Raw genomic sequence first — 21,854 nt, forward strand, 5'->3', positions numbered from 1 at the left:
CGGCAAAGCCTGCCGCTGAAGGCGCGCGAAACCTTATGCTATTTCAATAGCTTAAGAGCGCTTTTCGATGGCCCGCGCCTTGCAAAGTCCGTCCCCGGACAAGCAAGGATCCCGCGTCATGACCACGATCAACTATGGTTACAGCTATCTCTCGACCATTCTGGCCGGCATGACCAAGACCACGACGACGCCCCCGGCATCGGGCAGCGGCGCGGGCACACAGACAACCGTGCAGGTGACCTCCGACCTGCGCCAGGACCTCGGCGTGGAAGTGACGCTGTCGCCGGCCGCCCTGAAGGCGCTGGCCGAACAGGCCGCTGCCGCCGCGACACCCGACAACGAGGAACAGATCACCGCGAAGATGAAGGAAATCCTTGCCGCGATCTTCCTCGAAAGCGCCAAGCAGGCCGATGCCGCCGATGCGGCGCTGCCGCCGCTGACCGGCGATGACGCCGCCGACACCGCGCGCAAGGCCGCCGCCAAGCAGGCCAATGATTTCCTCGACGGCAAGGCCGCCAATCCCTTCAAGGGCAAGACGCCTGCCGAGCTGGCCGCCATCATCGTCGACAAGGACAGCAAATACACCGTCAACGAACGCCGCGCTGCCTACAGCGAGTTCGCCCGCGTCGACAATGCCCTGATGAAGGATGCGCTGACGCCCACCACCGAGTTCGACAAGAAGGCCAACGACGCGGAAGTGCCGAAATCCGGTACCACCGAGCGTCTGGCCAGCGCCAAGAAGGCCACGGAGTTCATCAATACCGGCAAGGGCGAGAATCCCTTCGCCAAGCTGACCCGCGACCAGCTCACCGCCGTGATCGCCAACGATACCGGCGACTACACCGTGAACGAGCGCCGTGCGGCGCTGGCGCAGCGCGACGTGCTGGAAAAGGCCATCCTGGCCAAGGCGGCCAAGACGCCGAGCATCTCCGAGCAGACGGCGAACAACAACGAGACGGTGAGCGGCACGCCCGAGCGCGTCGAACGCGCCCGGCTGGCCACCCGCTTCCTCAATGGCTGGGACAAGGACAACCCTTTCAAGGGCCTGACCCGCGAGGAGTTGAACGCCATCATCTATGACGAGACCAAGGCCTACACGGTCAACGAACAGCGCGCCGCCTATGCCGAGCTGAAGCAGTATCTGCCGGCCGCCAGCATCCCGACGGATACCAGCAAGACCGACAGCACCAAGAAGCCCAACTCGTCGACATCGAAGAACGGCAAGACCACCAACAAGCAGGATGAAGACCCCTACAACACCCAGGGCGCCTATAAGAATTTCCTGATGCAGCAGGTGATGCGCGCCAACAACACCTCCTACCTGCTCAGCCTGTTCGGCGGTGGCGGCGGTGCGGGTGGCTCCGGCCTGTCGGCTTACTTCTGATCGATCTTACGCCGCAGGCACGAGCGTCGCCTCGACCTGACGGTTCAGATGCGCCACCAGTTCGGGCGGCAGACCGAGCTTCTCGACCAGCGCGGCCAGATGCGCCGTCTCGGCCGGATCGTCGGGATCGATGGCGATGCGCGACGCCAGGTAAAGCTCGGCCGCCTGCTCCTGGCTGGTCGCCGCGGCGGCGATGGCTTCGACCGAGACCGGCTTGGCCAGCAGGTCGAACACCGCGCCCTTGGTTTCGGCATCCAGCGACATCTGCTCGATCTCGGCGAACAGCCGCCCCTGCTCCACCGCATCGAAATGCCCGTCCGACTTGGCGGCGGCGATCATCGCCTGGATCAGCGCCAGCTCGAAGGGCTGGCCGTTGCCCGCCGGTGCGCTGGAGGGCAGATACTGCGGCGCGACGGTGGCGATATCGGCCTGCGGCGCCCCAAGAGCGATGCCGGGTGCCGTCGCCGGCTTCTGCCCGTCCTGCCAGTTGCGGAAGGCACGGAAGGCCAGCAGGCCCAGCGCAGCCGCGCCGCCATAGACCGCGACCGTGCCGGCGGTCTTGCGCGCCGTCTTGTTGGCGACCAGAAGCCCAAGCAATCCGCCGACCGCCAGCCCCTTGCCGCCGCCCAGCGCGTCAAGGCCGCGCTTCGCCTGATCCATCAGGTCACCGCGACCGACGCCCTGTTTGTTGCCCGATTGAGTACTGGCAGCACTGCCGAGAAATTGATCCAGCAGGGATTTCGCGTCGATCATTGCTCGTCTAGCCTCCTGTCATGATATGGAGGCCCAGAGATCGGAAATACCCGCCGCGTATTCAAGGTGGCGTTCGGTTTCTTATCGGCGCAATTGCACTGCTGCTGCCGCTTTTTGGCCGCATTCATGATGCAACGGCCCAGAATAGAGTTGGGGGCGACATCTGGCAGAGCGAGCTGCTGTTTCATGTGAATGCCGTGCGCGGCGCGAACGGCCTGGCGCCGCTGCAATGGAACCTGCAGCTGGCCGAGGCCGCCACCGCGCATGGCACCGACCTGCAGCGCTGCAACAAACTCTCACATGACGGCTGTGATGGCAGCGACCTGGTGCTGCGTTTGCAGCGCGTCGCTTATCGCTATCGCGCCGGCGCGGAGAATATCGCGCTCTGCGCCTGCGATGCGGCTGAAGTCGTGCGGCTGTGGATGGCGAGCGAGGGGCATCGCCGCAACCTGCTGCATCCCGGTGTCACCGAGATGGGCGCCGAGACCCGCGTCGATCCGACCGATCTCCGCCGCGCGCTCTGGGTGCTGGTGCTGGGGCGGGAGTAGAGACTTCTGACTAGTGCTCGATGCGCTTTCTAGAGCGTCGCATTAGGTAGAAGCTAGCAAAAAACCACATGCCACTCATTAAAATGAGAGGGGTCTTCAGTGCTTCTTGCGATTCTTGAGTAAACATTTGTGGAAGGTATAGGTAAGCCAACCCTCCAATATTTGCCAACAAGAAAGCTACTAATGAAAAAGCCGCATCCTTAAGAGAGCGAATCCCTGCCAAGTAAACTTCGTTTGTGAGCGGGCTACTATCTAGATTCACAACTACAGATTTATCCGCAGCTTTACTGAGATTATTATTCGCCATTTTCTTCTTATGTTTCTGCCAGCGTATTACTAAATCTGCTAAGGGCACGATCCATTTAGTAATGAACATTCCGCCAAAAAATATCGCCGGCGGGACAACCAGCACTACATACGCGACAATTGATTCCACCGCTTACCCCTGCCCGAAAGCCAGCTTGAGCGCCGTGCCCATTTCTGCGATTGCCTGGCTGGCCTGCGGCACCACCTTGCCGGCCAGCATGAAGCCGTGCACCTGGCCGGGGAATTCGCGGAAGACCACCGGCACGCCGGCTGCCTTCAGCGCCATCGCATAGGCCTCGCCTTCATCACGCAGCGGATCGTGGCCGGCCACCACCACATAGGCCGGCGGCAGGCCGGCGAGATTCTTGGCCCGCAGCGGCGAGGCGCGCCAGTCGTCGCGGTCGGCCTCGGCATTCAGATACTGGGCCTGGAACCAGTCCATGCTGTCACGCGTCAGCAGATGATCCTTGGCATAGCGCGTGTGGGATTCCGTCGTCATGTGCATGTCGGTGGCCGGATAGATCAGCACCTGATAGCCGATCTTGGGCACACCCTCCTCGCCGGCCTTGGCCTTGTCGCGCGCCAACAGGCAGACCACGGCCGCGAGATTGCCGCCGGCTGAATCGCCGCCGACCGCGAGCTTGCGCGCATCGATTCGCAGGTGCTTTTCTTCCGTGGCCACCCAGGCAGCCACCGCATAGGCGTCTTCCACCGCGGCGGGGAACTTGTGCTCCGGCCCCATGCGATAGTCGACCGAGACCACGGCGCAGCGCGCCTCGTTGGCCAGCGTGCGGCAGGCCACGTCATGAGTGTCGAGATCGCCGATCACCCAGCCGCCGCCGTGATAGAACACCACCACCGGGATCGCCGCCTTCTTGTCGGCGCCGACCGGCCGGTAGTAGCGCAGCGGGATCGGGCCATGCGGACCGGGGGCTGCGATATTGTCGACCTCGGAGACGTCCGGCGGCGCGGGCGTGACGGCGGCGCGCGTGTCCTTGTAGAGCTGGCGCGCCTGGGGCGGCGTCAGCGTGGAGACGTCGGGCCGACCGGCAGCCTTCACGGCATCGAGCAGGGCTTTGGCTTCGGTATCGAGCATGGCGAGGCTGTTCTCTTTGTTGTTGTTTTGAACCAACGCTGAATACGGCGAAAAACTCCCAGCCGGGGGGAGCGTCAAGTCAACCTAGCGCGGGGAACAATCCACGCAGGCCGTTGGCAAAGATTTGAACCGCTACGGCGGCGAGCAGCAAGCCGAAAATGCGGTTCAGGATGTTGATCCCGGTCTGCCCCAACCGGTCACCGATCGGACGGGCAAGCTGCAGCACCACCCAGATGCTGACGCAGATCAGCGCCAGCACGGCCACGCTTAACCCCTTATGCTGCCAGCCGGCGCCGCGCTCCATGTAGATGATGGTGGCCGACATCGAGCCAGGCCCAACCAGCAATGGCATGGCCAGCGGCACAACACCCACGGCCGAGCGCTCGTCACCCAACTTGTCGGCGGCCTCGGCATGTTCTTGCGGGGTCTGCTGCTGCGGGCTGATCTGCGCGTTGATCATGCTGAGCGACATCAGGAACAGCACGATACCGCCGCCGACCTGAAAGGCCGGCAAGCTGGCGCCAAGGAAGCGCAGGATCAGGTCGCCGGAGAATCCGGCTATCAGCAGGATGATGAACACCGCCAGCGCCGCCGTGCGCGCAGTCGCCCGCCGCTCGGTGCGCGAGCGGTCGCCGGTCAGCATCAGGAACAGCGGGATGGCGGCGAAAGGATCGAGAATCGAAAACAGCGTGACGGCAAAGCGGACATAGTCGAGAGGATCGAGCATGGCCGCCTGCCGCTACACGTTAGGACGGTTTCTTGTCGAGTTCCGGGGCGTGGACGCGGATATGCAGCTCGCGCAGCTGCTTCATCGTCGCCTCGCTCGGAGCCTGCATCATCAGATCCTGGGCCTGCTGGTTCATCGGGAACAGCACGATCTCGCGGATGTTCGGCTCGTCGGCCAGCAGCATGACGATGCGGTCGATGCCCGGCGCGATGCCACCATGCGGCGGGGCGCCATACTTGAACGCATTGAGCATGCCGCCGAACTTGTCCTCGACCACTTCGGGGCCGTAGCCGGCGATCTCGAAGGCCTTGTACATGATTTCCGGCTTGTGATTGCGGATCGCGCCCGACGACAGCTCCACGCCATTGCAGACGATGTCATACTGGTAGGCGTTGATGGTCAGCGGATCCTGGCTGTTCAGCGCATCCAGGCCGCCCTGCGGCATCGAGAACGGGTTGTGGCTGAAGTCGACCTTCTTGTCGTCTTCGTTGTATTCGAACATCGGGAAGTCGACGATCCAGCAGAACTTGAAGACGTTCTTCTCGCAGATATCCAGCTCGTCGCCGATACGGATACGCGCCTGACCGGCCAGCTTGGCCGCCGGCAGCTCCTTGTCGCAGGCGAAGAAGATGGCGTCGCCATCCTTCACATTGCCCAGCTTTTTCAGCAGCGCGATGCGGTCGGCATCCAGGAACTTGGCGATCGGCCCCTTGGCCTCGCCGTTGTCGAGGATGATGTAGCCCAGGCCGGCGGCGCCTTCCTGGCGCGCCCAGTCGTTCATCTTGTCGAAGAAGCTGCGCGGACGGCCGGCGGCGCCCGGCGCCGGAATGCCGCGCACGACCGCGCCATTCTCGATGTTGCGGGCAAACACGCCAAAGCCCGAGCCGCGGAACACCTCGGTCACGTCGGCGAGCAGGATCGGATTGCGCAGGTCGGGCTTGTCGGAGCCATACTTCAGCATCGACTCACGATACGGGATGCGCGGGAACTCGGCCGGGCCGCAGTCGCGGCCATTGGCGAATTCCTGGAACACGCCATGGATCACCGGGCCGACGGCGTTGAACACGTCGTCCTGCTCCACGAAGCTCATTTCCACATCGAGCTGATAAAATTCACCCGGGCTACGATCCTTGCGGGCGTCTTCGTCGCGGAAGCAGGGCGCGATCTGGAAATAGCGGTCGAAGCCCGAGACCATGATCAGCTGCTTGAACTGCTGCGGCGCCTGCGGCAGGGCGTAGAACTTGCCCGGATGCAGACGGCTCGGCACCAGGAAGTCACGCGCGCCTTCCGGCGAGGATGCCGTCAGGATCGGGGTCTGGAATTCCATGAAGCCCTGATCGGTCATGCGGCGGCGGATCGAGGAGATCACCTTCGAGCGCAGGATGATGTTGTTGTGCAGGCGCTCGCGACGCAGGTCGAGGAAGCGATACTTCAGGCGGATGTCTTCCGGGTATTCCTGCTCGCCGAACACCGGCATCGGCAGGTCCTGCGCCTCGCCCAGCACTTCGATGCTGGAGACCACCACTTCCACGCTGCCGGTCGGCAGGTTGGGGTTCACGGTGTCGCCGGTGCGGGCCACCACCTTGCCGCTGACGCTGACCACGTATTCCGAGCGCAGCACTTCCATCTGCTTGAAGGCATCCGAGCCGCTCTGGGCGACGCACTGGGTGATGCCGTAATGGTCGCGCAGGTCGATGAACAGCAGGTTGCCATGGTCACGCTTGCGATGGACCCAGCCGGCGAGTTTGACCTCGGTGCCGACATGCTCGGGGCGAAGCTGGCCACAGGTATGGGTGCGGTAGCGGGACATCGGACAATCCGTTGAAAAAGGCGAGGGAAATCAAAGGGGGAACAGGCCCCGTCAGGGCCTGAAAGTCAAGGCCGATCCTAACGGAATTTCCGCCCCCGGCCACCCTGCAGGTCCGGCACCAAGCCTTGGGCCGGGGACCCAGCCGTGCTATCTGAGCCACATGCGTGCCGATCCTGCCCCGATTACCTCCACCGAAGAACTCGCCCGTTTCTGCGCCTCCCTGGCCACGACGCCGTACGTGACCGTGGATACCGAGTTCATGCGTGAAACCACCTACTGGCCGAAGGTCTGCCTGATCCAGCTCGCCGGGCCGGACGAGGCCCGGGTGATCGACCCGCTGGCCGAGGGCCTGTCGATGGAGCCGCTGTTCGAGCTGTTGCGGAACAAGGCGGTGCTCAAGGTCTTCCACGCCGCCCGGCAGGACCTGGAAATCTTCACCAAGCTGATGGGCGAAGTGCCCAGCCCCCTGTTCGACAGCCAGGTGGCCGCCATGGTCTGCGGCTTCGGCGACCAGGTGAGCTATGAACAGCTCGTGGCCAAGCTGGCCGGCGCCCAGGTCGACAAGTCCTCGCGCTTCACCGACTGGGCGCGCCGGCCGCTGACCGAAAAGCAGGTCGTCTACGCGCTCGGCGACGTGACGCATCTGCGCAAGATCTACGAAAAGCTGAACGCCAAGCTGCAGAAGACCGGTCGCGTCGAGTGGCTGGCCGACGAGATGGCGCTGCTGGCCGATCCGGCCACCTACGAGGTCGCGCCGGAGAATGCATGGAAGCGGCTGAAGCCGCGCACCACCAAGGGCGAGTATCTCGCCGTGCTGCAGGCCGCCGCCGCTTGGCGTGAAGTGGAAGCGCGCAACCGCGACATCCCGCGCCAGCGCATCGTGCGCGACGAGACCATGATGGAAATCGCCGCCCATCCGCCCAAGAGCGCCGACGACCTGGAGCGCATGCGCGGCCTGTCGAAGGGCTTTGCCGAGGGCAAGATGGGCCAGGGCCTCTTGGCCGCCATCACCGCCAAGCTGGCCAGCCCGAAAGACACCTGGCCGGTGCTGGAGCGCGAGCCGGAACTGCCGCGCGGCATCGGGCCGTTGGTGGAGCTGCTGAAAGTTCTGCTGAAGATGAAGTGCGACGACCACGACGTCGCGCAGAAGCTGCTGGCCAATTCCTCCGACCTCGACAAGATCGCGGCCGACGATAATGCCGATGTGCCGGCGATGCAGGGCTGGCGGCGCGAGCTGTTCGGCAATGACGCGCTGCGGCTCAAGCGCGGCGAACTGGCGCTCGCCGCCCAGGGCACCCGCATCAAGCTGGTTGAACTGAAGAAATAAGCCCTAGCGCTTCAGGATCCGCACTTCGCCGTTGCGGCCCAGCGCCTTGCCGAGCGCCTCGACACGGCGCTGCACGGCTTCGCCGTCCAGCACGCCATGCTGGGCCGGGATTTCCAGCACGATGCCATTGCCGTTCGGCCGCAGCTTGCAGTCGTTCAGGATGCCCGGCACGCCGGCCGACAGCGTCTGCCCCAGCCGCAGCGCCAGGCCGATGCGCAGCGCAAAATCGATCTCTTCCGCATTCAGAAGCTGCCAGGCCGGCGCCGCCACCGGATCACTGGCCGTGCCGGCATAGCGCGTGAACACGGTGAGCGCCAGCAGGGCGCGCTCGGTCTGGGTGATCGCGCCAAACGGCGCATGCAGGATCACGCCCAGCGACTGCTCGCCACGATAATCGGGATGCACGCGCCAGGCGCTGTCAGACAAAATGGCGGCCGCCATGCGGATGCGCTGGCGCGGCGCCGGATCGCGCTCGAACAGCGGCGCGATGAAGCGATCGAGCTCGGCGCCATGTTCGCCGAAGCGCCCTTCCCGCTCCGCCATATGCGTGCAGAAGGCCAGCAGCGGATCTTCCATGCGCTGCTTTTCGCTCAGCAGGGCGTAGGCCAGGCCCTCGCGCAGGCCGTTTGCTGAAAAGACAACATCTCGGGGCTCGAGCACCTTGAGCAGCCGGCGCATCACCAGGGCGGCCAGCGGCAGCACGTCCTGGCGGCGGCGCGGTACGCCTTCGACGCGGGCCAGCGATTCCTTGCTCTGCTTGGCGATCAGACGGGTGAAGTCATTCGCCTCGGCCCGGCCCAGCGTGTACTGGTGAATGATATGCAGCGGGCTGTGCTTCTGCGCCATGTGCACGCGCGCGATGGCGCGCCACGACCCGCCAACGGCATAGAGCGACTTGCCCTTCCATTTCTTCAGCCAGGACACGCCGCCGATCTTCTCGTCGATATAGGCCTTCACGACGGGATAGGACTGCAGGTTGGCGATACGCAGCGGGCCCAACGGCAGGGTCACGCTGTCGCCCAGCTTGGTGCCGTCCAACGCGACAAGTTCAAGGCTGCCGCCGCCCAGATCGCCCATCACGCCGCAGGCATCGGGAATGCCCGACAGCACGCCATAGGCCGAATAGGTCGCCTCTTCCTGCCCGGTCAGCACGTTCACCGTCTCGCCGGTGTCGCGCTCGATCTGCTCGACAAAGGCCGCGCCATTGCTGGCGTCACGCACCGCGGCGGTGGCCACGATGCGCAGGGATCGCACGTTCATGCGCCGCGCCAGCACGGCGAAGCGCCGGATTGCCTGGATCGCCTGCTTGGCGCCTTCTTTATCGAGCGCGCCGCTTTCGCTGAGGCCCCGGCCAAGACCGCAGAGGACTTTCTCGTTGAACATGGCGAGCGGCGAGCGCAGTGGCTCGCCAAACACCACCAGACGGACGGAATTGGAACCTACATCGATGACGCCGAAGGGCAGGACGGCCTGGGCGGAAACGGATTTGGTCAGGGTCTGCGCAACGGCCACGCGGTATCCTATACGGTTTTCCACTGCAGCCGCGGCAGGGCCCCGGCTTTCTTGAGCGCCTTGCCGCGACCGGACAGGCTGGGATTGGTCATGAAATAGGTATGGGCGCTGAAGGCATCCAGATCGGACGAAGCGCGCGTATAGCTGTCGTCGGCACCGAGATACCAGCTCTGCGCCTGATCCTTCAGCGTCGCCACCATGATCTGGTCGAGGATCTGCTCATGCACGGTGGGATTCTCGATCGGGATCAGCACCTCGACACGACGGTCGAAGTTGCGCGGCATCCAGTCGGCCGAGGAGATGAACAGCTTGGCCTCCGGCGACGGCAATCCATGCCCGGCACCGAAGCAGACGATGCGAGAATGCTCGAGGAAGCGGCCGATCAGGCTCTTGACCCGGATATTCTCCGACAGGCCCTTCACGCCCGGCCGCAGGCAGCAGATGCCGCGCACCACCAGGTCGATCTGCACACCGGCCTGGCTCGCCTGATACAGCGCATCGATCACCACCGGATCGACCACGCTGTTCATCTTGGCCCAGATCGCCGCCGGACGACCGGCCTCGGCGTGGCGGATTTCCTCGTTGATCAGTTCCAGCAGGCGCGGCCGCAGCGTATAGGGCGAGATCGCCACCTTCTTCAGGTTTTCCGGCGGCGCATAGCCGGTGAGGAAATTGAACAGGTAGGTCGCATCATGGCCCAGATCGTTGTCATCGGTGAAGAAGCTCAGATCGGTGTAAACGCGCGCCGTATAGGGGTGATAGTTGCCGGTGCCGAAATGCACATAGGTGTTGAGCTGGCCGCTTTCGCGCCGCACCACCAGGGAAATCTTGGCATGCGTCTTCAGCTCGATGAAGCCATAGACCACCTGCACGCCGACGCGCTCCATGTCACGCGCCCATTTGATGTTGGCGGCTTCGTCGAAGCGCGCCTTCAGCTCGACCAATGCGGTCACCGACTTGCCGGCCTCGGCCGCCTCGATCAGCGCACGCACGATGGGGCTGTCGTCGGAGGTGCGGTACAGCGTCTGCTTGATCGCCACTACATGCGGATCGGCCGCAGCCTGACGCAGGAACTGCACCACCACGTCGAAGCTTTCATAGGGATGATGGACCACCAGATCCTTGGCACGGATCGCGGCGAAGCAGTCGCCGCCGTAATCGCGGATGCGCTCGGGGAAGCGCGGACTGAAGGGCGGGAATTTCAGCTCGGGCAGGTCATCGACGATCAGCCGCTTGGTGTCGGCCAGGCCGAGAATGCCTTCCACTTCGATCACCGCTTGCGGGCTGACTTCCAGCTCCTCGCAGACGAAGCGGCGCAGATCGTCGGGCATGTCGGCGTTGATCTTGAGCCGGATCACGGTGCCGCGACGGCGACGCTTGAGCGCGGTCTCGAACAGGCGGACCAGATCTTCCGCCTCTTCCTCGATTTCGATATCGCTGTCGCGCGTGATGCGGAACTGGCCCGCTCCCAGGATTTCGTAGCCGGGGAACAGCTTGTTGATGAACAGGCTGACCAGGTTTTCCAGCGAGACGAAACGGATGGTCTCGCCGGGCAGACGGGTGAAGCGTTCGACCTGACTCGGCAGCGGCAGCAGCGCATTCAGGCTGCGACCGTCACGAATCCGTCGCATTTGCATCACCATCGCGAAACCGAGATTGGGGATAAACGGAAACGGATGGGCCGGATCGATGGCGAGCGGCGTCAGCACGGGGAAGACATGGCCGAGGAAGTAATCCTCCAGCCAGCGCCGGTCGTCGGCAGAGAGCTGATCAGGTTCGAGAACATGAATGCCGGCTTCAGCCAGTTCAGCAGTCAGCGACTTCCAGCACACCTGCTGCCGCTTCATCAGGTCGGCGGCGGCATCGTTGATCTGCGCCAGTTGCTGGGCCGGCGTCAGGCCTTCCTGGCTGGCTTCCTCGATGCCCGCCTTGATCTGGCCATGCAGACCGGCGACACGCACCATGAAGAATTCGTCGAGGTTGTTGGCCGAGATCGACAGGAAGCGCAGACGCTCCAGCAGCGGATAGCGCTTGTTGTTGGCCTCTTCCATGACCCGCAAGTTGAAGGCGAGCCAGGACAGTTCGCGGTTGATGAAACGCTCGCGCGGGCTCAACGTGATCGGCGGGCGATCGGGCAGCGGCGCAGGATTGATCAGCGCGGCACTGCCGGCCGGCGTGTCGGGGGTCAAAATCCGGAGTTTGTCCGCCTTCGTTCGCATGTCGGCTGCCTCTGTCGTTACCGGCGGCCCGCTCCCAGACTGGGCCGGTCGACGCCTTCGGGTATAGGTCTAACGACCCTTTATGTCAAAGCAGCGACAGTCTGCCAGATGGTTCATAACAAAGGATAACTCCATGCTTCGCCTGTGGCTTTTGCGTCATGCCAAATCGGCCTGGGACGACCCGAGCCTGGACGACTTTGCCCGCCCCTTGAGCCCCCGGGGCAAAAAGGCCTGCCGGGCGCTGGCCCGCCATATGGCCGAACGGGCGATCCGACCCGATCTGGTGCTGTGTTCGCCCGCCACCCGGACCAAACAGACCTGGGAACGACTGGAAAAGCGCCTCGCCGCCGACCGGCCGCCCCGGGTGCCGGGCGACCCCCGGGCCCGCTTCGACCAGAAGCTCTATCTGGCCGAATTCCCCGCGCTGCTGGGGCTGGTGCGCGCCACCCCGGCCACCATCCGCGAACTGCTGGTGATTGGCCATAACCCGGGCCTGGAGGAGTTCGCCCAGCGCCTGACCGGCACCAGCGCCGGCGATGCGCTGTCCCGCCTGGCCGAGAAATACCCCACCGGCGGGCTGGCCGAACTGACCTTCACGGCCAAGACCTGGGGCCAGGTCGCGGAAAAAGGCGGCTTCCTCGCCAGCTTCGTGATTCCGGCCCAACTGATGGATGACAAGGGCAAGGATTAGGTTGCCAGACGCGGCGCCCCGGCCCACATCTGGTCTGTCTGAACCAGATCGGTGAGAATGCGGCCGTAATGCTGCATCTGCCGACCACGCTCATGATCTTGGCCGTCACCGTGACCCTGCAGGGTCTGGTGTGGCTGCTGGTCTGGCTGACCCAGCGCCATCTGTTCGAACTGCGCTTCATGGCAGCCGGCTTCATCGCCTTTGCCGCCGGCCTGCTGCTGTTGCTGCTGCGCGGCGCCCTGCCCGTGCCACCCGCCGTCTTCATCATCGGCCAGAATTACTGCATCCATCTTGGCCTGGTGCTGCTGTCGCACGGCGTCGCCCGCTTCCTGGGACAGCGCGGCAATCCGTATCTGATGTGGGCCTGCGCGGCGGTTGCCATCATCTTCTGGCCCGTGGCCCTGACCCTCGCACCGGCCGAAGTCGGCCTGCGCATCCATGTCAGCAATGGCCTCGCCCTCGTCCTCATCGCCTTTATCGTCATCGTCTTCCTGCGCGACCGCAGCCAACCGCCCCTGCTGCGCTGGACCATGATCGGCATATTGTTGACCGATGCCGTCGCCCTGATCCTGCGTACCGTCATCACCATCCAAAGCGCCCCGGTGGACCTGCTGCAGGACAGCGCGCAGGTCTGGTATTTCTTCTTCTTCAACATCTTCATCACCAGCCTGTTCCTCATGCTGCTGCTGATGGTCGGCGTGCGGCTGTCATCCAACCTGCGGCAGAAGAACGAGGCGCTGTCGCGCGAGGTGGCCGAGCGTCGCAAGCTGCAGGATCAGCTTTCAAACACGCTGGAGACTGAACAGGCGCTACGGCAGGAGCAGAAACAGTTCCTGCGCATGGTGACCCATGAATTCCGCACACCCCTGGCCGTGGTTGATCGCGCCGCCGAGATGATCGGCGTGGTGCTGCCCGATCCGCCCGAGCCGGTGACCAAGCGGCTGGGCGTGATCCATGATGCCGTGCAGCGGCTGGTGCAGCTGATCGAACGCTTCCTGGATGCCGAACGGCGCGACCTGAATGTGCTGCAACCGGAACGGATCGACATCCCCAGCCTGATGACATCGGTGCAGCGGCATTTCGACGGCATGGATGTCGCGCACCGGCTGATCTTCACGTCCGACGACGCCCTGCCTTTCTATCGCGGCGACCCGGACATGCTGACGACGGTGCTGATCAACTTGATCGACAACGCGCTGAAATACGCGCCCGATGAAAGCCCGGTCGAGATCGCCGCCCGCAGCGAGGAGGATGCCATCATCCTGACGGTCAGCGATCGCGGCATCGGCATCCCCGAGGCCGAGATGGCCTCGATCGGCCGGCGTTTCTTCCGTGCCTCCAACACCACGCCGGCCACCGGCACCGGCCTGGGCCTGCATAATGCGCGCCGGCTGCTGGATTATCACGACGGCCTGCTCTCCTTCCGCGCCGGTCGCGAGGGCGGCACGGTCGCCACCATCCGCCTGCCCCTGCCGGGCGTGAAAGTTCCCGTCGAGTTCAGTGAAGCCTCATGACCCGCATCCTGGTTGTCGAAGACGAACCATCCCTGCGCAGCGACCTGGTCGAATATCTGATCATGCGCGGTTTCACCACCGAAGGCGTGGGTAGCGCACAGGAGCTGCGCGCGGCACTCGACCAGCCCGAGCCGCCGACCATAGTCATCCTCGATATCGGCCTACCGGACGGCAACGGCTTTGACCTTGCCAGCGAAATCCGTGCCAGGCTCGACTGCGGCATCATCATGCTGACGGCACTGGGCGAGAGCGATGATCGCGTGCGCGGCTTTGAAAGCGGCGCCGATATCTACCTGGTCAAGAGCTCGACCTTGCGCGAGATCGAGGCGACGGTGCAAAGCCTGCTGCGCCGCCTGCAGGATCCGCGCAGCAAGGCCGCCGGCCGCACGCCCGACCAGTGGTTGCTCAACCGCTCGACCTGGCAACTGCTGGCGCCAAACCGCAGCGAGATCAAGCTGACCGCCACCGAACTAGCTTTCGTGGCGGCATTGGTGGAACGCAGCGGCCAGCCCTGCTCGCGCGACGAACTGGCGCAGATCCTGGCGCGGCCGCAGGCCAACTGGGACAACCGCCATCTCGATGCGGTGGTGAACCGCCTACGCCGCAAGATCAAGGACGCGGCGCAGATCGATCCGCCGATCAAGATGATCTACGGCCGCGGCTACGCCTTCAGCGCTCCCGCCAGAATCGAGAACTAGGTCGATCAGTTGCCGGTGCGGGCCACCATGGCCAGGCCGGTGGAGAAGCGCTCCATGATGCGCGGGTCCACCACCTGTGTCAGGTGGTGATCGACATTCCACCAGGGGAACCGCTTCATCGTCTCGGCATAGAGCGCTTCGGCTTCCTGCTGACGCCCCGACAACGCCAGCGCCGACACGCGCCAGACATAGACATCGGGCAGATGGGGATTGATAGCGAGGGCCTTCGCCAGGCTCTGCTCCGCCAGCTGGTAATCGCCGGCCATCAGGCGGCCCATGCCGATATAGAAATGGACGCGATCCACCACATGGGAATTGGGATTGAGGCGCAGCGACAAGTCGGCATGTTCCAGACCCTCGCGGATATTGCCGAGCAGCAGATTGACATGCGCCACCTGCGAATGCGTGCTGGCCTCACGCGGATTGATGGCCAGCGCTGCCGACCATGCGGCCAGGGCATGCGCATAATCGCGCCGCGCCTTGTACACCATGCCGACGGTCAGATGCGCCAGCTGGTAGCGCGGCATCTGTTCGATCACATGCTCGAGATACTTCAGCGCCAGCATGAAGTCCGCGTCGCTGTCCTGCGACCAGCGGTTCATCAGATTCATGGCCAGACAATAGGCCACACCCATTTCGGCAGCAGGGTCGTTGGGCGCGGCATCCAGCGCAGCCTGAAACAACTTCAGGGCCTCGGCCACCCGCTGGCGGTTCAGCCCGCCCTTCATGCTATCCCAGGCCGGCTGCAGGCTGGCCGGCGTCGGCGGCACCGGGCCGCGCTGCTGCTGCAGCACGCTCAGTAATTCGGCATAGAGCCGCACGGCGGCATCGCCGGCCGCACGGCCGCCCGGCTCGCGCGTCACCATCATGCTGTCGGCCCAGACCGTGCGCCCGGACCGTGCCTCCACCAGACGCAGGTTGACGGCATCCTGATTGCCGGCAGTCGCCTCGATCGCCACATCGACGGTGAAGGCCGCCGCCTGCGGCTCGTTCACCACCGTCGCCACCGGCATCAACGCCAGCTTCGTCTTGAAGCTCTCCCGGAAGCCGCCGCCGGCATCGCCGCCCACCGACCCGATAGGGGGGGACCCGATATGGAACGAGAAAGGCGAAGGCCTGGCGATGGCAACCGCCGGCGCCGCGCCCTGCTCGATGGAATAGCCGATCTGCAGCAGGCCGGCGCTGGCCACCAGCAGCAGGATGACGCTCGCCATCAGATACTGACGCCAGCGCGACGGCTCGGCCGCCGGCCGGGCCTCTGCCGCGACAGCGACCGGCAGCGCAGCTTCGCTGTCGGCCAGGCCAAAACCCGCCGCCAGCGCCCGCGTCTCGGCATCCGGCGCGACGCCGAGCTCGCGCTCGAGCAATGCGGCGAAGCGCTGATAGGATTGCAACGCCGCCGCCGCGCCCTTGAAGCGGGCGATGACCGTCATTTCCAGTCGGCGCGCCTCTTCATTCAGCGGATCGAGCCCGGCCAGGGTATTCACGGTCTGTAGCGCATCGGCGCCATCGCCGGCGACGAGCTGCATCTGTCCCAGCCGCATATGGATGGTGATGGCGCGCAGGCGCCAGCTTTCGCGCGCCTCGCGCAGCCAGTCTTCGTATCCCGGCGAGGGAACATCCAGGTCGGCGAGGAAATCGCCGCGCCACAGGGCGGCCGCGGCCTTCAGCGATGCGAGATCGGTTGCCGTGAGCGCTTGTTCGACATCATCCAGATCGGTATCGAAGGCGGCAGGATCGAGCCGTACTTCGGTGCGGTCGATGACCAGCAGCCCCGGCGCGAGATCGCCGAAACCGCGGCGCAGCGCCATCAGGGTCTGGCGCAGGCTCTGGCGCGCCTGCTCATCGAAGCGCTCGCCCCAGAGCAGGCCGGCCAGTCGTTCACGCGAGGCGCGATGATCCGGGATGGCGGCCAGATAGGCCAGCAGAGCCAGCCCCTTGCGGCTGTGCCCCTCGGTCTCGCCGCCGGCCGCATACAGACGAAACGGCCCCAGCAGCTCCAGCCGGACAACAGCCCCTGCCCCGGCGGAGGCCTTTCCCGCGTCCGCGACGTCCTCATCCCCGGCAGTCACAACAGACACGACGCCCCAACCCCTTCAGTCACCGCCGTGATTTTACCCCGACTTGGCGCGCCGGCCAACGCAAGAGAAGCGGCTCAAAAACTCGTGTTCTGCGAATTCACGATCAATTCACGCTCGGAATGGCCGCCGGTCACGCCGGCCTGACAGCGGCGGATGTGCAATACCTCCATGTCCACCCGCCGCATCATCCTGGCCCTTCTGGCCCTCTCCTTGCTCAGCGGCTGCCCTGCCGGCAGCGCGGCCGATGACGACATGGACTCGGTGCGGTGGTTCCTGCCCGCCGGCCAGAGCCAGGTTCCGGTCGTGCTGCTGCTGGAAGGCAACGACGGCAGTCCGCTGTCGCCCCGCAATCCCTGGATCGACTGGCTGGTGGGGCGCGGCATCGCCGTCGCCCAGATCCGCAGCGCGGCGGCGCGCGGCCGGTCGGACTGGCATGCCAGCGGCTGCAACCTGCGCTATGCCGTGGACGCGCGGGATGCGCTGGAGCTGGCCCGGCGCGACCAGCCCCGGATCGACCCGGCGCGGTTCGCCATCCTGGGACAGGGGCGCGGCGGCACAGAGGCGCTCAACAGCGCCAGCTATTTCGATGATGAAACGGCGCTGCCGACCGCTGTCTTCGCCTTCTATCCCGGCTGCGCCGGCTGGTGCCCGGTCGACTATGACCCCGGCGGCGAAACCCAGGTGCATATCTTTTACGGCACGCAGGACGAATGGGGCCGCCATCGCGACACCGACGAGCACTGCCGGCAGCGCGCCGGCGGCAGCATCGCCTTCCACCCGATGATCGGCGCCGGGCACGGCTTCGATGGCACCGAGGCCGGCACCCGGACAGTCGGCGGCATCACGCTGCGCCTGCAGCCCGATGCGATCGCCACCGAGATCGCCCGCAGCATCGTCTGGCAGAGGCTGGCGCTGGCCTGGCGGATCGACAACTGATCCGGTTCGCCTATACTGGCGGCATGGCTGAAGTGGTCAACCTGAACAAGGCGCGCAAGGCGCTGACGCGGAAGACGCAGAAGGCGCAGGCCGCCGCCAACCGCGTGACGTTTGGCCAGAGCAGGCAGGTGCGCGACGAGGCCCGCAAGGATGCCGAACGCGCGGCCAAGGACCTCGACGGCAAGAAGATCGATTAAGGCGCGGACTGCTGCTCCAGCACGCGGCGCGCCAGCGCCACGGTGACGGCGCGGTTTTCCGCCAGCGAGGCTGCGTCCAGCGCCGCCGCCCAGTGCCGCGCCGCATGGAACGAGCGCTCGATGCGTGGCACCAGATAGGCGATCAGCCCCTCGCCGATATTCAGTTGCTTATCCGAGAACAGCTTGACCAGCACCGCCGCCAGCAGGGCATCGTCAGGCTCGTCGATGCCCACGCTCGGCATCGCCTTCAGGCGCGACATCAGGTCGGGCAAGGTATACGGCCACAGCGCCGGCGCGCGGCCGCCGGTGAGCAGCAGGGCATGGCGGCGCTCGCGCATCAGGTTGATCAGATGGAACAGCGCCGCCGGATCGGCCACGCCATCGGCATCGTCCAGCGCCAGCGGCTGCTGCGCCAGCGCATCGACGGCGGCGGTGGTGAGCGCGTCAGGCCCGATCAGGCGCGCGCCCGACAAGTCCGCCCAGACATGCGCGAGATGCGTCTTGCCGCTGCCGGCGGGGCCATGCAGCACCTGCGCGCCGGTCTCGGGCCAGCGCGGCCAGGCCTCGATCATGCCGAGGGCCGCCGCGTTGCCGGCGGCGACGAGGAAATCCTCGCGCGCCCACGAGGTCGGCAGAGCGAGGCCGAGAGGAAGCTGCTGCACGGGCATGAAACTTACTCTTCGGACTTTTTGCCGGGAGCGACAGCCGGCGCGCCGGGACGGTACAGGTAACTTTCGCGGTAGCGGTCGAGCGCGAAGCGCGCCAGCACGCCGATCACGGCGAAGATCGGCACTGCCAGCAGGATGCCGACAAAGCCGAACAGGCTGCCGCCGGCCAGCAGCGCGAAGATGATCCAGACCGGATGCAGGCCGACGCGATCGCCGATCAGCACCGGATGCAGGACATTGCCCTCGATGACCTGTCCGAAGATGAAGATGCCGGCGACGACGCCGACCCAGATGAAGTCGGGCGAAAACTGCGCCAGCGCCACGCCGACGCTGACCACGAAGCCGAGCGTGGTGCCGACATAGGGGATGAAGCTGATCATGCCGGCCGTCACGCCGATGAACAGGCCGAACTGCAGCCCGACGACGCTGAGGCCGATGCCGTAGAAGGCCGCCAGGCTGAGGCAGACCAGCAGCTGGCCGCGCACGAAGCCGGCCAGCACGCGGTCGATCTCGCGCGCCTGCTCGCGGATGGTGTCGGCATGATCGAGCGGCAGGTAGCTGTTGATGCGGGCGATCAGCGCATCCCAGTCGCGCAGCAGGTAGAAACCGACCACCGGGGTGATCACCAGCAGCGAGATTATGTTGAAGATCGCCTGGCCGCCGCCAAGCAGGCCGGTCAGCACGCCGCCGATCAGCTTCATCACCTGCTCGCTATGGCCGCTGAGCGCCTGCTTGGGATCGCCCTGCAGATCGAAGCCGAAGCGCTCGCCCCAGCCCTGCACGAAGGGCAGCACGCGCTGCTGGAAATAGGCGACGTATTCCGGCAGGTGATCCATGAACTTGGCGAACTGCGTCGACACCATCGGCGCCAGCAGCACGATCACCAGCGTGGTGGCGACGAAGAACAGCCCGATGATGATCAGCGTGGCGAGCCAGCGCTTGACGCCGCGCCGCTCCATCCAGTCGGCTGCCGGATCGAGAAAATAGGCCAGCGCCATGCCGGCGACGAAGGGCAGCAGCACGTCGCGCAGCAGGATCAGCAGCGCGACGGTGGCGACCAGCAGCCCGATCCAGGTGATGATCTGCTGGCGGCGGGTCATGGCTTGCGGCTCCGCATTTCCCAATAGCCATCACGCTGCTGCAAGGTCACGTCGCGCTGGGCCAGCGCGGTGCTGAGCTGGGCGATCTCGCCATAGTATTCGAGCAGCAGCTGGGCATCGCGATGCGACATGCGCATCACATCCACCTTGCGCACGATCGGAATGCCGGCCAGCGACTGGCGGATCCGGTTCCATTCGGCGAGCGAGGTAAACCCGGCCGCGACGCTGATCTGGCCCTGCTTCTCGATGTCGATCACGCTGCCCTGCTTCCAGCGCGTCTCGATGCGGCGCGCCAGCTCGATGGCGCCCGACAGCAGTGCCTCCTCCTGGGTGCCGCCGGTGGCGGTGAACGGCTCGATGCCGTCGAGGAAGCCGGCCAGGCCCTGGTGCTGCGTCGCGATCTCGATGCGGAAGGCACCGGGATCGTTCTGCTGCAAGGTCGCCACCACCACCAGCGCATCTTCCAGGCCGGCCGCGCGCGCTTGGTTGCGCAGCTCGTCGGCGCCCGACAGCAGGCGCTCGATCGTCGGGCCGCCAGACTCATTTGCCGGCGCGATGCGCAGCGGCACCAGGCCGCCGGCCGGGTCCGGGCGCTGGGCCCAGGCGGCGCGCCAGGGATTGTCGGCCTCCCACAGCTTAGGCCCGGCCGTGCTCTGCCACACCGGCACCAGCAGGATCGGCCGGCTCATGGTTTCGGCATAGGCCAGCTTGTTGTCCTGCAGCAGCTTGCGGATGGCGTCGGCGCGGAAGGTGACGCTGATCTTCGCGATGTAGCGCGTGGCCGACGCGCGCTCCTCGTCGATGCCGAAACCGGCCACCGTCTCGTTGAGCAGCGCCTCGCTCGGGCGCGGCAGCCGGCCATGGTCTTCCGGCTGGGTCAGGCGGCGCAGCAGCGTGGTGAAAGCCCGGCGCTGGCCATCGGCAAGCGCGGTTGGCCGCGCCGATGCGGCACTGTCGGCCGAGGCATCGACGGCCACATCGGAAACCGTGAAGGGATCGGAGCGCTGGGGCCCCGGAGTCCGCGGCTGCGCCTGCACGGCCGAAGCCGCAGCCAGAGCCAGAACGAGGGCGAAAGTCGCGTTAAAACAGGCTCTTAGCATCTGTGAGGCAAGCATTGCAAAGACAGGGGGAATAAGTATGTTGGCCCGGAAATCCAAACCGCAATCCGGACCGGATCCGAACTGCGTCAGTCTAGCCCCCGTGGAGGCCATCATCAACACGTCGCCGCTTTATAAGGCCGCCGGTGTCGATATCGATGCGGGCGAGGCCCTGGTCGATGCGATCAAGCCGCTCGCCGCCTCCACCCGCCGCAAGGGCGCCGATGCCTCGCTCGGCGGCTTTGGCGCGCTGTTCGACCTCAAGGCCGCGGGCTTCACCGATCCGATCCTGGTCTCCTCGACCGATGGCGTCGGCACCAAGCTGAAGATCGCCATCGAGACCGGCCGCCATGACGGCGTCGGCATCGACCTGGTCGCCATGGTGGTCAACGACATCCTGGTGCAGGGTGCCGAACCGCTGTTCTTCCTCGACTATTACGCCACCGGCAAACTCGAAGTCGACGTCGCCACCAAGGTGGTGGCCGGCATCGCCGAGGGCTGCCGCCAGGCCGGCTGCGCGCTGACCGGCGGCGAGACCGCCGAAATGCCCGGCATGTATGCCGCGAAAGACTACGACCTGGCCGGCTTCGCCGTCGGCGCCGCCGAGCGCGGCCGCCTGCTGCCACAGAATGTACGCCCGGGCGACGTGCTGCTTGGCCTCGCGTCGTCGGGCGTGCATTCGAACGGCTTTTCGCTGGTCCGCAAGGTGATTGCCGATAACGGCCTCTCTTTCGAATCCCCCGCGCCTTTCGATCCGGCAAGGCCGCTGGCGGAAATCCTCATGGTCCCAACGCGGATCTACGTGAAAAGTTGCATGCCGCTGGTGCGCGAGGGCCTGATCAAGGCGATGGCGCATATCACCGGCGGCGGCCTGGTCGACAACATCCCGCGCGTGCTGCCCGATGGCACCGACGCCATCGTGGACGCCAAGGGCTGGACCTTGCCCCCGGTGTTCAAGTGGCTGAAAGCCGCCGGCAAGATCGACGACGCCGAGATGGCGCGGGCCTTCAACTGCGGCATCGGGCTGGTGGTGGTGGTGGCCAAGGAAAAGGCCGACACCGTGATCGCCAAGCTGAAAAGCGCCGGCGAGAGCGTGTCGCGGCTCGGCGTGATCGAGGCGCAGCAGGACTCTGAGGCCGAGCCGATGGTCAGCATGCGCAACTGCGACGCGGCCTGGAACTGATTCAGCC

General features: G+C 65.4%; 20 protein-coding genes. 9 read left to right on the forward strand and 11 right to left on the reverse strand.

Going from position 1 to position 21,854, the window contains the following annotated elements; all coding sequences use genetic code 11:
* Positions 1-118 precede the first annotated feature (118 nt).
* Complete coding sequence (locus AC1RRT_RS00880) at positions 119-1,384, forward strand: hypothetical protein (RefSeq protein ID WP_493011758.1); 1,266 nt, start codon at positions 119-121, stop codon at positions 1,382-1,384.
* Positions 1,385-1,390: 6 nt separating this feature from the next.
* Here the strand turns inward: AC1RRT_RS00880 and AC1RRT_RS00885 are convergent, their stop codons facing one another.
* Positions 1,391-2,137 (reverse strand): tellurite resistance TerB family protein, encoded by a 747-nt coding sequence (locus AC1RRT_RS00885; protein ID WP_493011759.1) that lies wholly within the window; start codon positions 2,135-2,137, stop codon positions 1,391-1,393.
* A 197-nt stretch (positions 2,138-2,334) separates the two neighbouring features.
* Between AC1RRT_RS00885 and AC1RRT_RS00890 the strand changes: the two genes are divergently transcribed.
* A complete protein-coding gene (locus AC1RRT_RS00890; RefSeq protein ID WP_493011760.1) occupies positions 2,335-2,685 on the forward strand; it encodes a CAP domain-containing protein in 351 nt (116 codons plus the stop codon).
* Positions 2,686-2,695: 10 nt separating this feature from the next.
* Here AC1RRT_RS00890 and AC1RRT_RS00895 read toward each other — a convergent pair whose 3' ends face one another.
* The 4 genes from AC1RRT_RS00895 to aspS form a co-directional block, all read right to left on the reverse strand.
* Entirely contained in the window at positions 2,696-3,121 is a 426-nt protein-coding gene (locus AC1RRT_RS00895) for a hypothetical protein (protein ID WP_493011761.1), read from the reverse strand.
* Positions 3,122-3,124: 3 nt separating this feature from the next.
* Positions 3,125-4,087 (reverse strand): LipP1 family hormone-sensitive lipase, encoded by a 963-nt coding sequence (lipP1, locus tag AC1RRT_RS00900; protein ID WP_493011762.1) that lies wholly within the window; start codon positions 4,085-4,087, stop codon positions 3,125-3,127.
* A gap of 79 nt (positions 4,088-4,166) precedes the next feature.
* Positions 4,167-4,814 carry a MarC family protein gene (locus tag AC1RRT_RS00905; protein WP_493011763.1) on the reverse strand — a complete coding sequence of 216 codons (648 nt, stop codon included), beginning with the start codon at positions 4,812-4,814 and terminating at the stop codon, positions 4,167-4,169.
* A gap of 19 nt (positions 4,815-4,833) precedes the next feature.
* Positions 4,834-6,624 carry an aspartate--tRNA ligase gene (gene aspS / locus AC1RRT_RS00910; protein WP_493011764.1) on the reverse strand — a complete coding sequence of 597 codons (1,791 nt, stop codon included), beginning with the start codon at positions 6,622-6,624 and terminating at the stop codon, positions 4,834-4,836.
* A gap of 160 nt (positions 6,625-6,784) precedes the next feature.
* Between aspS and rnd the strand changes: the two genes are divergently transcribed.
* A complete protein-coding gene (rnd, locus tag AC1RRT_RS00915; protein ID WP_493011765.1) occupies positions 6,785-7,951 on the forward strand; it encodes a ribonuclease D in 1,167 nt (388 codons plus the stop codon).
* Between the two features lie 3 nt (positions 7,952-7,954).
* Here rnd and AC1RRT_RS00920 read toward each other — a convergent pair whose 3' ends face one another.
* A complete protein-coding gene (locus AC1RRT_RS00920; RefSeq protein ID WP_493011766.1) occupies positions 7,955-9,463 on the reverse strand; it encodes a Ppx/GppA phosphatase family protein in 1,509 nt (502 codons plus the stop codon).
* Positions 9,464-9,471: 8 nt separating this feature from the next.
* Positions 9,472-11,682 (reverse strand): RNA degradosome polyphosphate kinase, encoded by a 2,211-nt coding sequence (locus tag AC1RRT_RS00925; RefSeq protein WP_493011767.1) that lies wholly within the window; start codon positions 11,680-11,682, stop codon positions 9,472-9,474.
* Positions 11,683-11,815: 133 nt separating this feature from the next.
* Here AC1RRT_RS00925 and AC1RRT_RS00930 point away from each other — a divergent pair, with 133 nt between their 5' ends.
* The 3 genes from AC1RRT_RS00930 (at position 11,816) to AC1RRT_RS00940 (ending at position 14,585) form a co-directional block, all read left to right on the forward strand.
* Complete coding sequence (locus tag AC1RRT_RS00930; protein WP_493011768.1) at positions 11,816-12,373, forward strand: SixA phosphatase family protein; 558 nt, start codon at positions 11,816-11,818, stop codon at positions 12,371-12,373.
* Between the two features lie 68 nt (positions 12,374-12,441).
* The gene (locus AC1RRT_RS00935; RefSeq protein WP_493011769.1) at positions 12,442-13,887 is read left to right on the forward strand and encodes a sensor histidine kinase; all 1,446 of its coding nucleotides are present in this window, start codon (positions 12,442-12,444) and stop codon (positions 13,885-13,887) included.
* Entirely contained in the window at positions 13,884-14,585 is a 702-nt protein-coding gene (locus AC1RRT_RS00940; protein ID WP_493011770.1) for a response regulator transcription factor, read from the forward strand. The genes AC1RRT_RS00935 and AC1RRT_RS00940 overlap by 4 nt, the downstream gene beginning before the upstream one ends.
* 5 nt (positions 14,586-14,590) lie before the next feature.
* On the opposite strand, the gene AC1RRT_RS00945 is transcribed toward AC1RRT_RS00940, so the two are convergent.
* Positions 14,591-16,666 carry an AfsR/SARP family transcriptional regulator gene (locus tag AC1RRT_RS00945; RefSeq protein WP_493011771.1) on the reverse strand — a complete coding sequence of 692 codons (2,076 nt, stop codon included), beginning with the start codon at positions 16,664-16,666 and terminating at the stop codon, positions 14,591-14,593.
* Positions 16,667-16,834: 168 nt separating this feature from the next.
* On the opposite strand from AC1RRT_RS00945, the gene AC1RRT_RS00950 reads away from it, so the two are divergent.
* Both AC1RRT_RS00950 and AC1RRT_RS00955 read left to right on the forward strand, forming a co-directional pair.
* A complete protein-coding gene (locus AC1RRT_RS00950; protein ID WP_493011772.1) occupies positions 16,835-17,602 on the forward strand; it encodes an alpha/beta hydrolase family protein in 768 nt (255 codons plus the stop codon).
* Positions 17,603-17,625: 23 nt separating this feature from the next.
* Positions 17,626-17,799 (forward strand): DUF4169 family protein, encoded by a 174-nt coding sequence (locus AC1RRT_RS00955; protein ID WP_493011773.1) that lies wholly within the window; start codon positions 17,626-17,628, stop codon positions 17,797-17,799.
* On the opposite strand, the gene AC1RRT_RS00960 is transcribed toward AC1RRT_RS00955, so the two are convergent.
* Genes AC1RRT_RS00960 through AC1RRT_RS00970 form a run of 3 tightly spaced genes read right to left on the reverse strand, consistent with a single transcriptional unit; the run spans position 17,796 to position 20,604 of the window.
* Positions 17,796-18,467, reverse strand: coding sequence for a P-loop NTPase family protein (locus tag AC1RRT_RS00960; RefSeq protein WP_493011774.1), 672 nt, complete (start codon positions 18,465-18,467; stop codon positions 17,796-17,798). The two genes, AC1RRT_RS00955 and AC1RRT_RS00960, sit on opposite strands and share 4 nt — an antisense overlap.
* 5 nt (positions 18,468-18,472) lie before the next feature.
* Entirely contained in the window at positions 18,473-19,567 is a 1,095-nt protein-coding gene (locus tag AC1RRT_RS00965) for an AI-2E family transporter (RefSeq protein WP_493011775.1), read from the reverse strand.
* Positions 19,564-20,604, reverse strand: a complete 1,041-nt coding sequence (locus AC1RRT_RS00970; protein WP_493011776.1) for a hypothetical protein — start codon at positions 20,602-20,604, stop codon at positions 19,564-19,566. The genes AC1RRT_RS00965 and AC1RRT_RS00970 overlap by 4 nt, the downstream gene beginning before the upstream one ends.
* 163 nt (positions 20,605-20,767) lie before the next feature.
* On the opposite strand from AC1RRT_RS00970, the gene purM reads away from it, so the two are divergent.
* Positions 20,768-21,847 (forward strand): phosphoribosylformylglycinamidine cyclo-ligase, encoded by a 1,080-nt coding sequence (gene purM, locus AC1RRT_RS00975; RefSeq protein ID WP_493011777.1) that lies wholly within the window; start codon positions 20,768-20,770, stop codon positions 21,845-21,847.
* The last annotated feature ends 7 nt before the right edge of the window (positions 21,848-21,854 follow it).

Source organism: Ferrovibrio sp. GW821-FHT12B10, assembly GCF_058807515.1.

Bases quoted from the DNA above. Each gene is read 5' to 3' on its own strand.
- AC1RRT_RS00925 (WP_493011767.1), bottom strand. From the start codon at position 11,682: ATGCGAACGAAGGCGGACAAACTCCGGATTTTGACCCCCGACACGCCG.
- rnd (WP_493011765.1), top strand. From the start codon at position 6,785: ATGCGTGCCGATCCTGCCCCGATTACCTCCACCGAAGAACTCGCCCGT.
- AC1RRT_RS00950 (WP_493011772.1), top strand. From the start codon at position 16,835: ATGTCCACCCGCCGCATCATCCTGGCCCTTCTGGCCCTCTCCTTGCTC.
- AC1RRT_RS00880 (WP_493011758.1), top strand. From the start codon at position 119: ATGACCACGATCAACTATGGTTACAGCTATCTCTCGACCATTCTGGCC.
- AC1RRT_RS00930 (WP_493011768.1), top strand. From the start codon at position 11,816: ATGCTTCGCCTGTGGCTTTTGCGTCATGCCAAATCGGCCTGGGACGAC.
- AC1RRT_RS00955 (WP_493011773.1), top strand. From the start codon at position 17,626: ATGGCTGAAGTGGTCAACCTGAACAAGGCGCGCAAGGCGCTGACGCGG.
- AC1RRT_RS00960 (WP_493011774.1), bottom strand. From the start codon at position 18,467: ATGCCCGTGCAGCAGCTTCCTCTCGGCCTCGCTCTGCCGACCTCGTGG.
- lipP1 (WP_493011762.1), bottom strand. From the start codon at position 4,087: ATGCTCGATACCGAAGCCAAAGCCCTGCTCGATGCCGTGAAGGCTGCC.
- AC1RRT_RS00905 (WP_493011763.1), bottom strand. From the start codon at position 4,814: ATGCTCGATCCTCTCGACTATGTCCGCTTTGCCGTCACGCTGTTTTCG.
- AC1RRT_RS00940 (WP_493011770.1), top strand. From the start codon at position 13,884: ATGACCCGCATCCTGGTTGTCGAAGACGAACCATCCCTGCGCAGCGAC.
- AC1RRT_RS00965 (WP_493011775.1), bottom strand. From the start codon at position 19,567: ATGACCCGCCGCCAGCAGATCATCACCTGGATCGGGCTGCTGGTCGCC.
- aspS (WP_493011764.1), bottom strand. From the start codon at position 6,624: ATGTCCCGCTACCGCACCCATACCTGTGGCCAGCTTCGCCCCGAGCAT.
- AC1RRT_RS00885 (WP_493011759.1), bottom strand. From the start codon at position 2,137: ATGATCGACGCGAAATCCCTGCTGGATCAATTTCTCGGCAGTGCTGCC.
- AC1RRT_RS00935 (WP_493011769.1), top strand. From the start codon at position 12,442: ATGCTGCATCTGCCGACCACGCTCATGATCTTGGCCGTCACCGTGACC.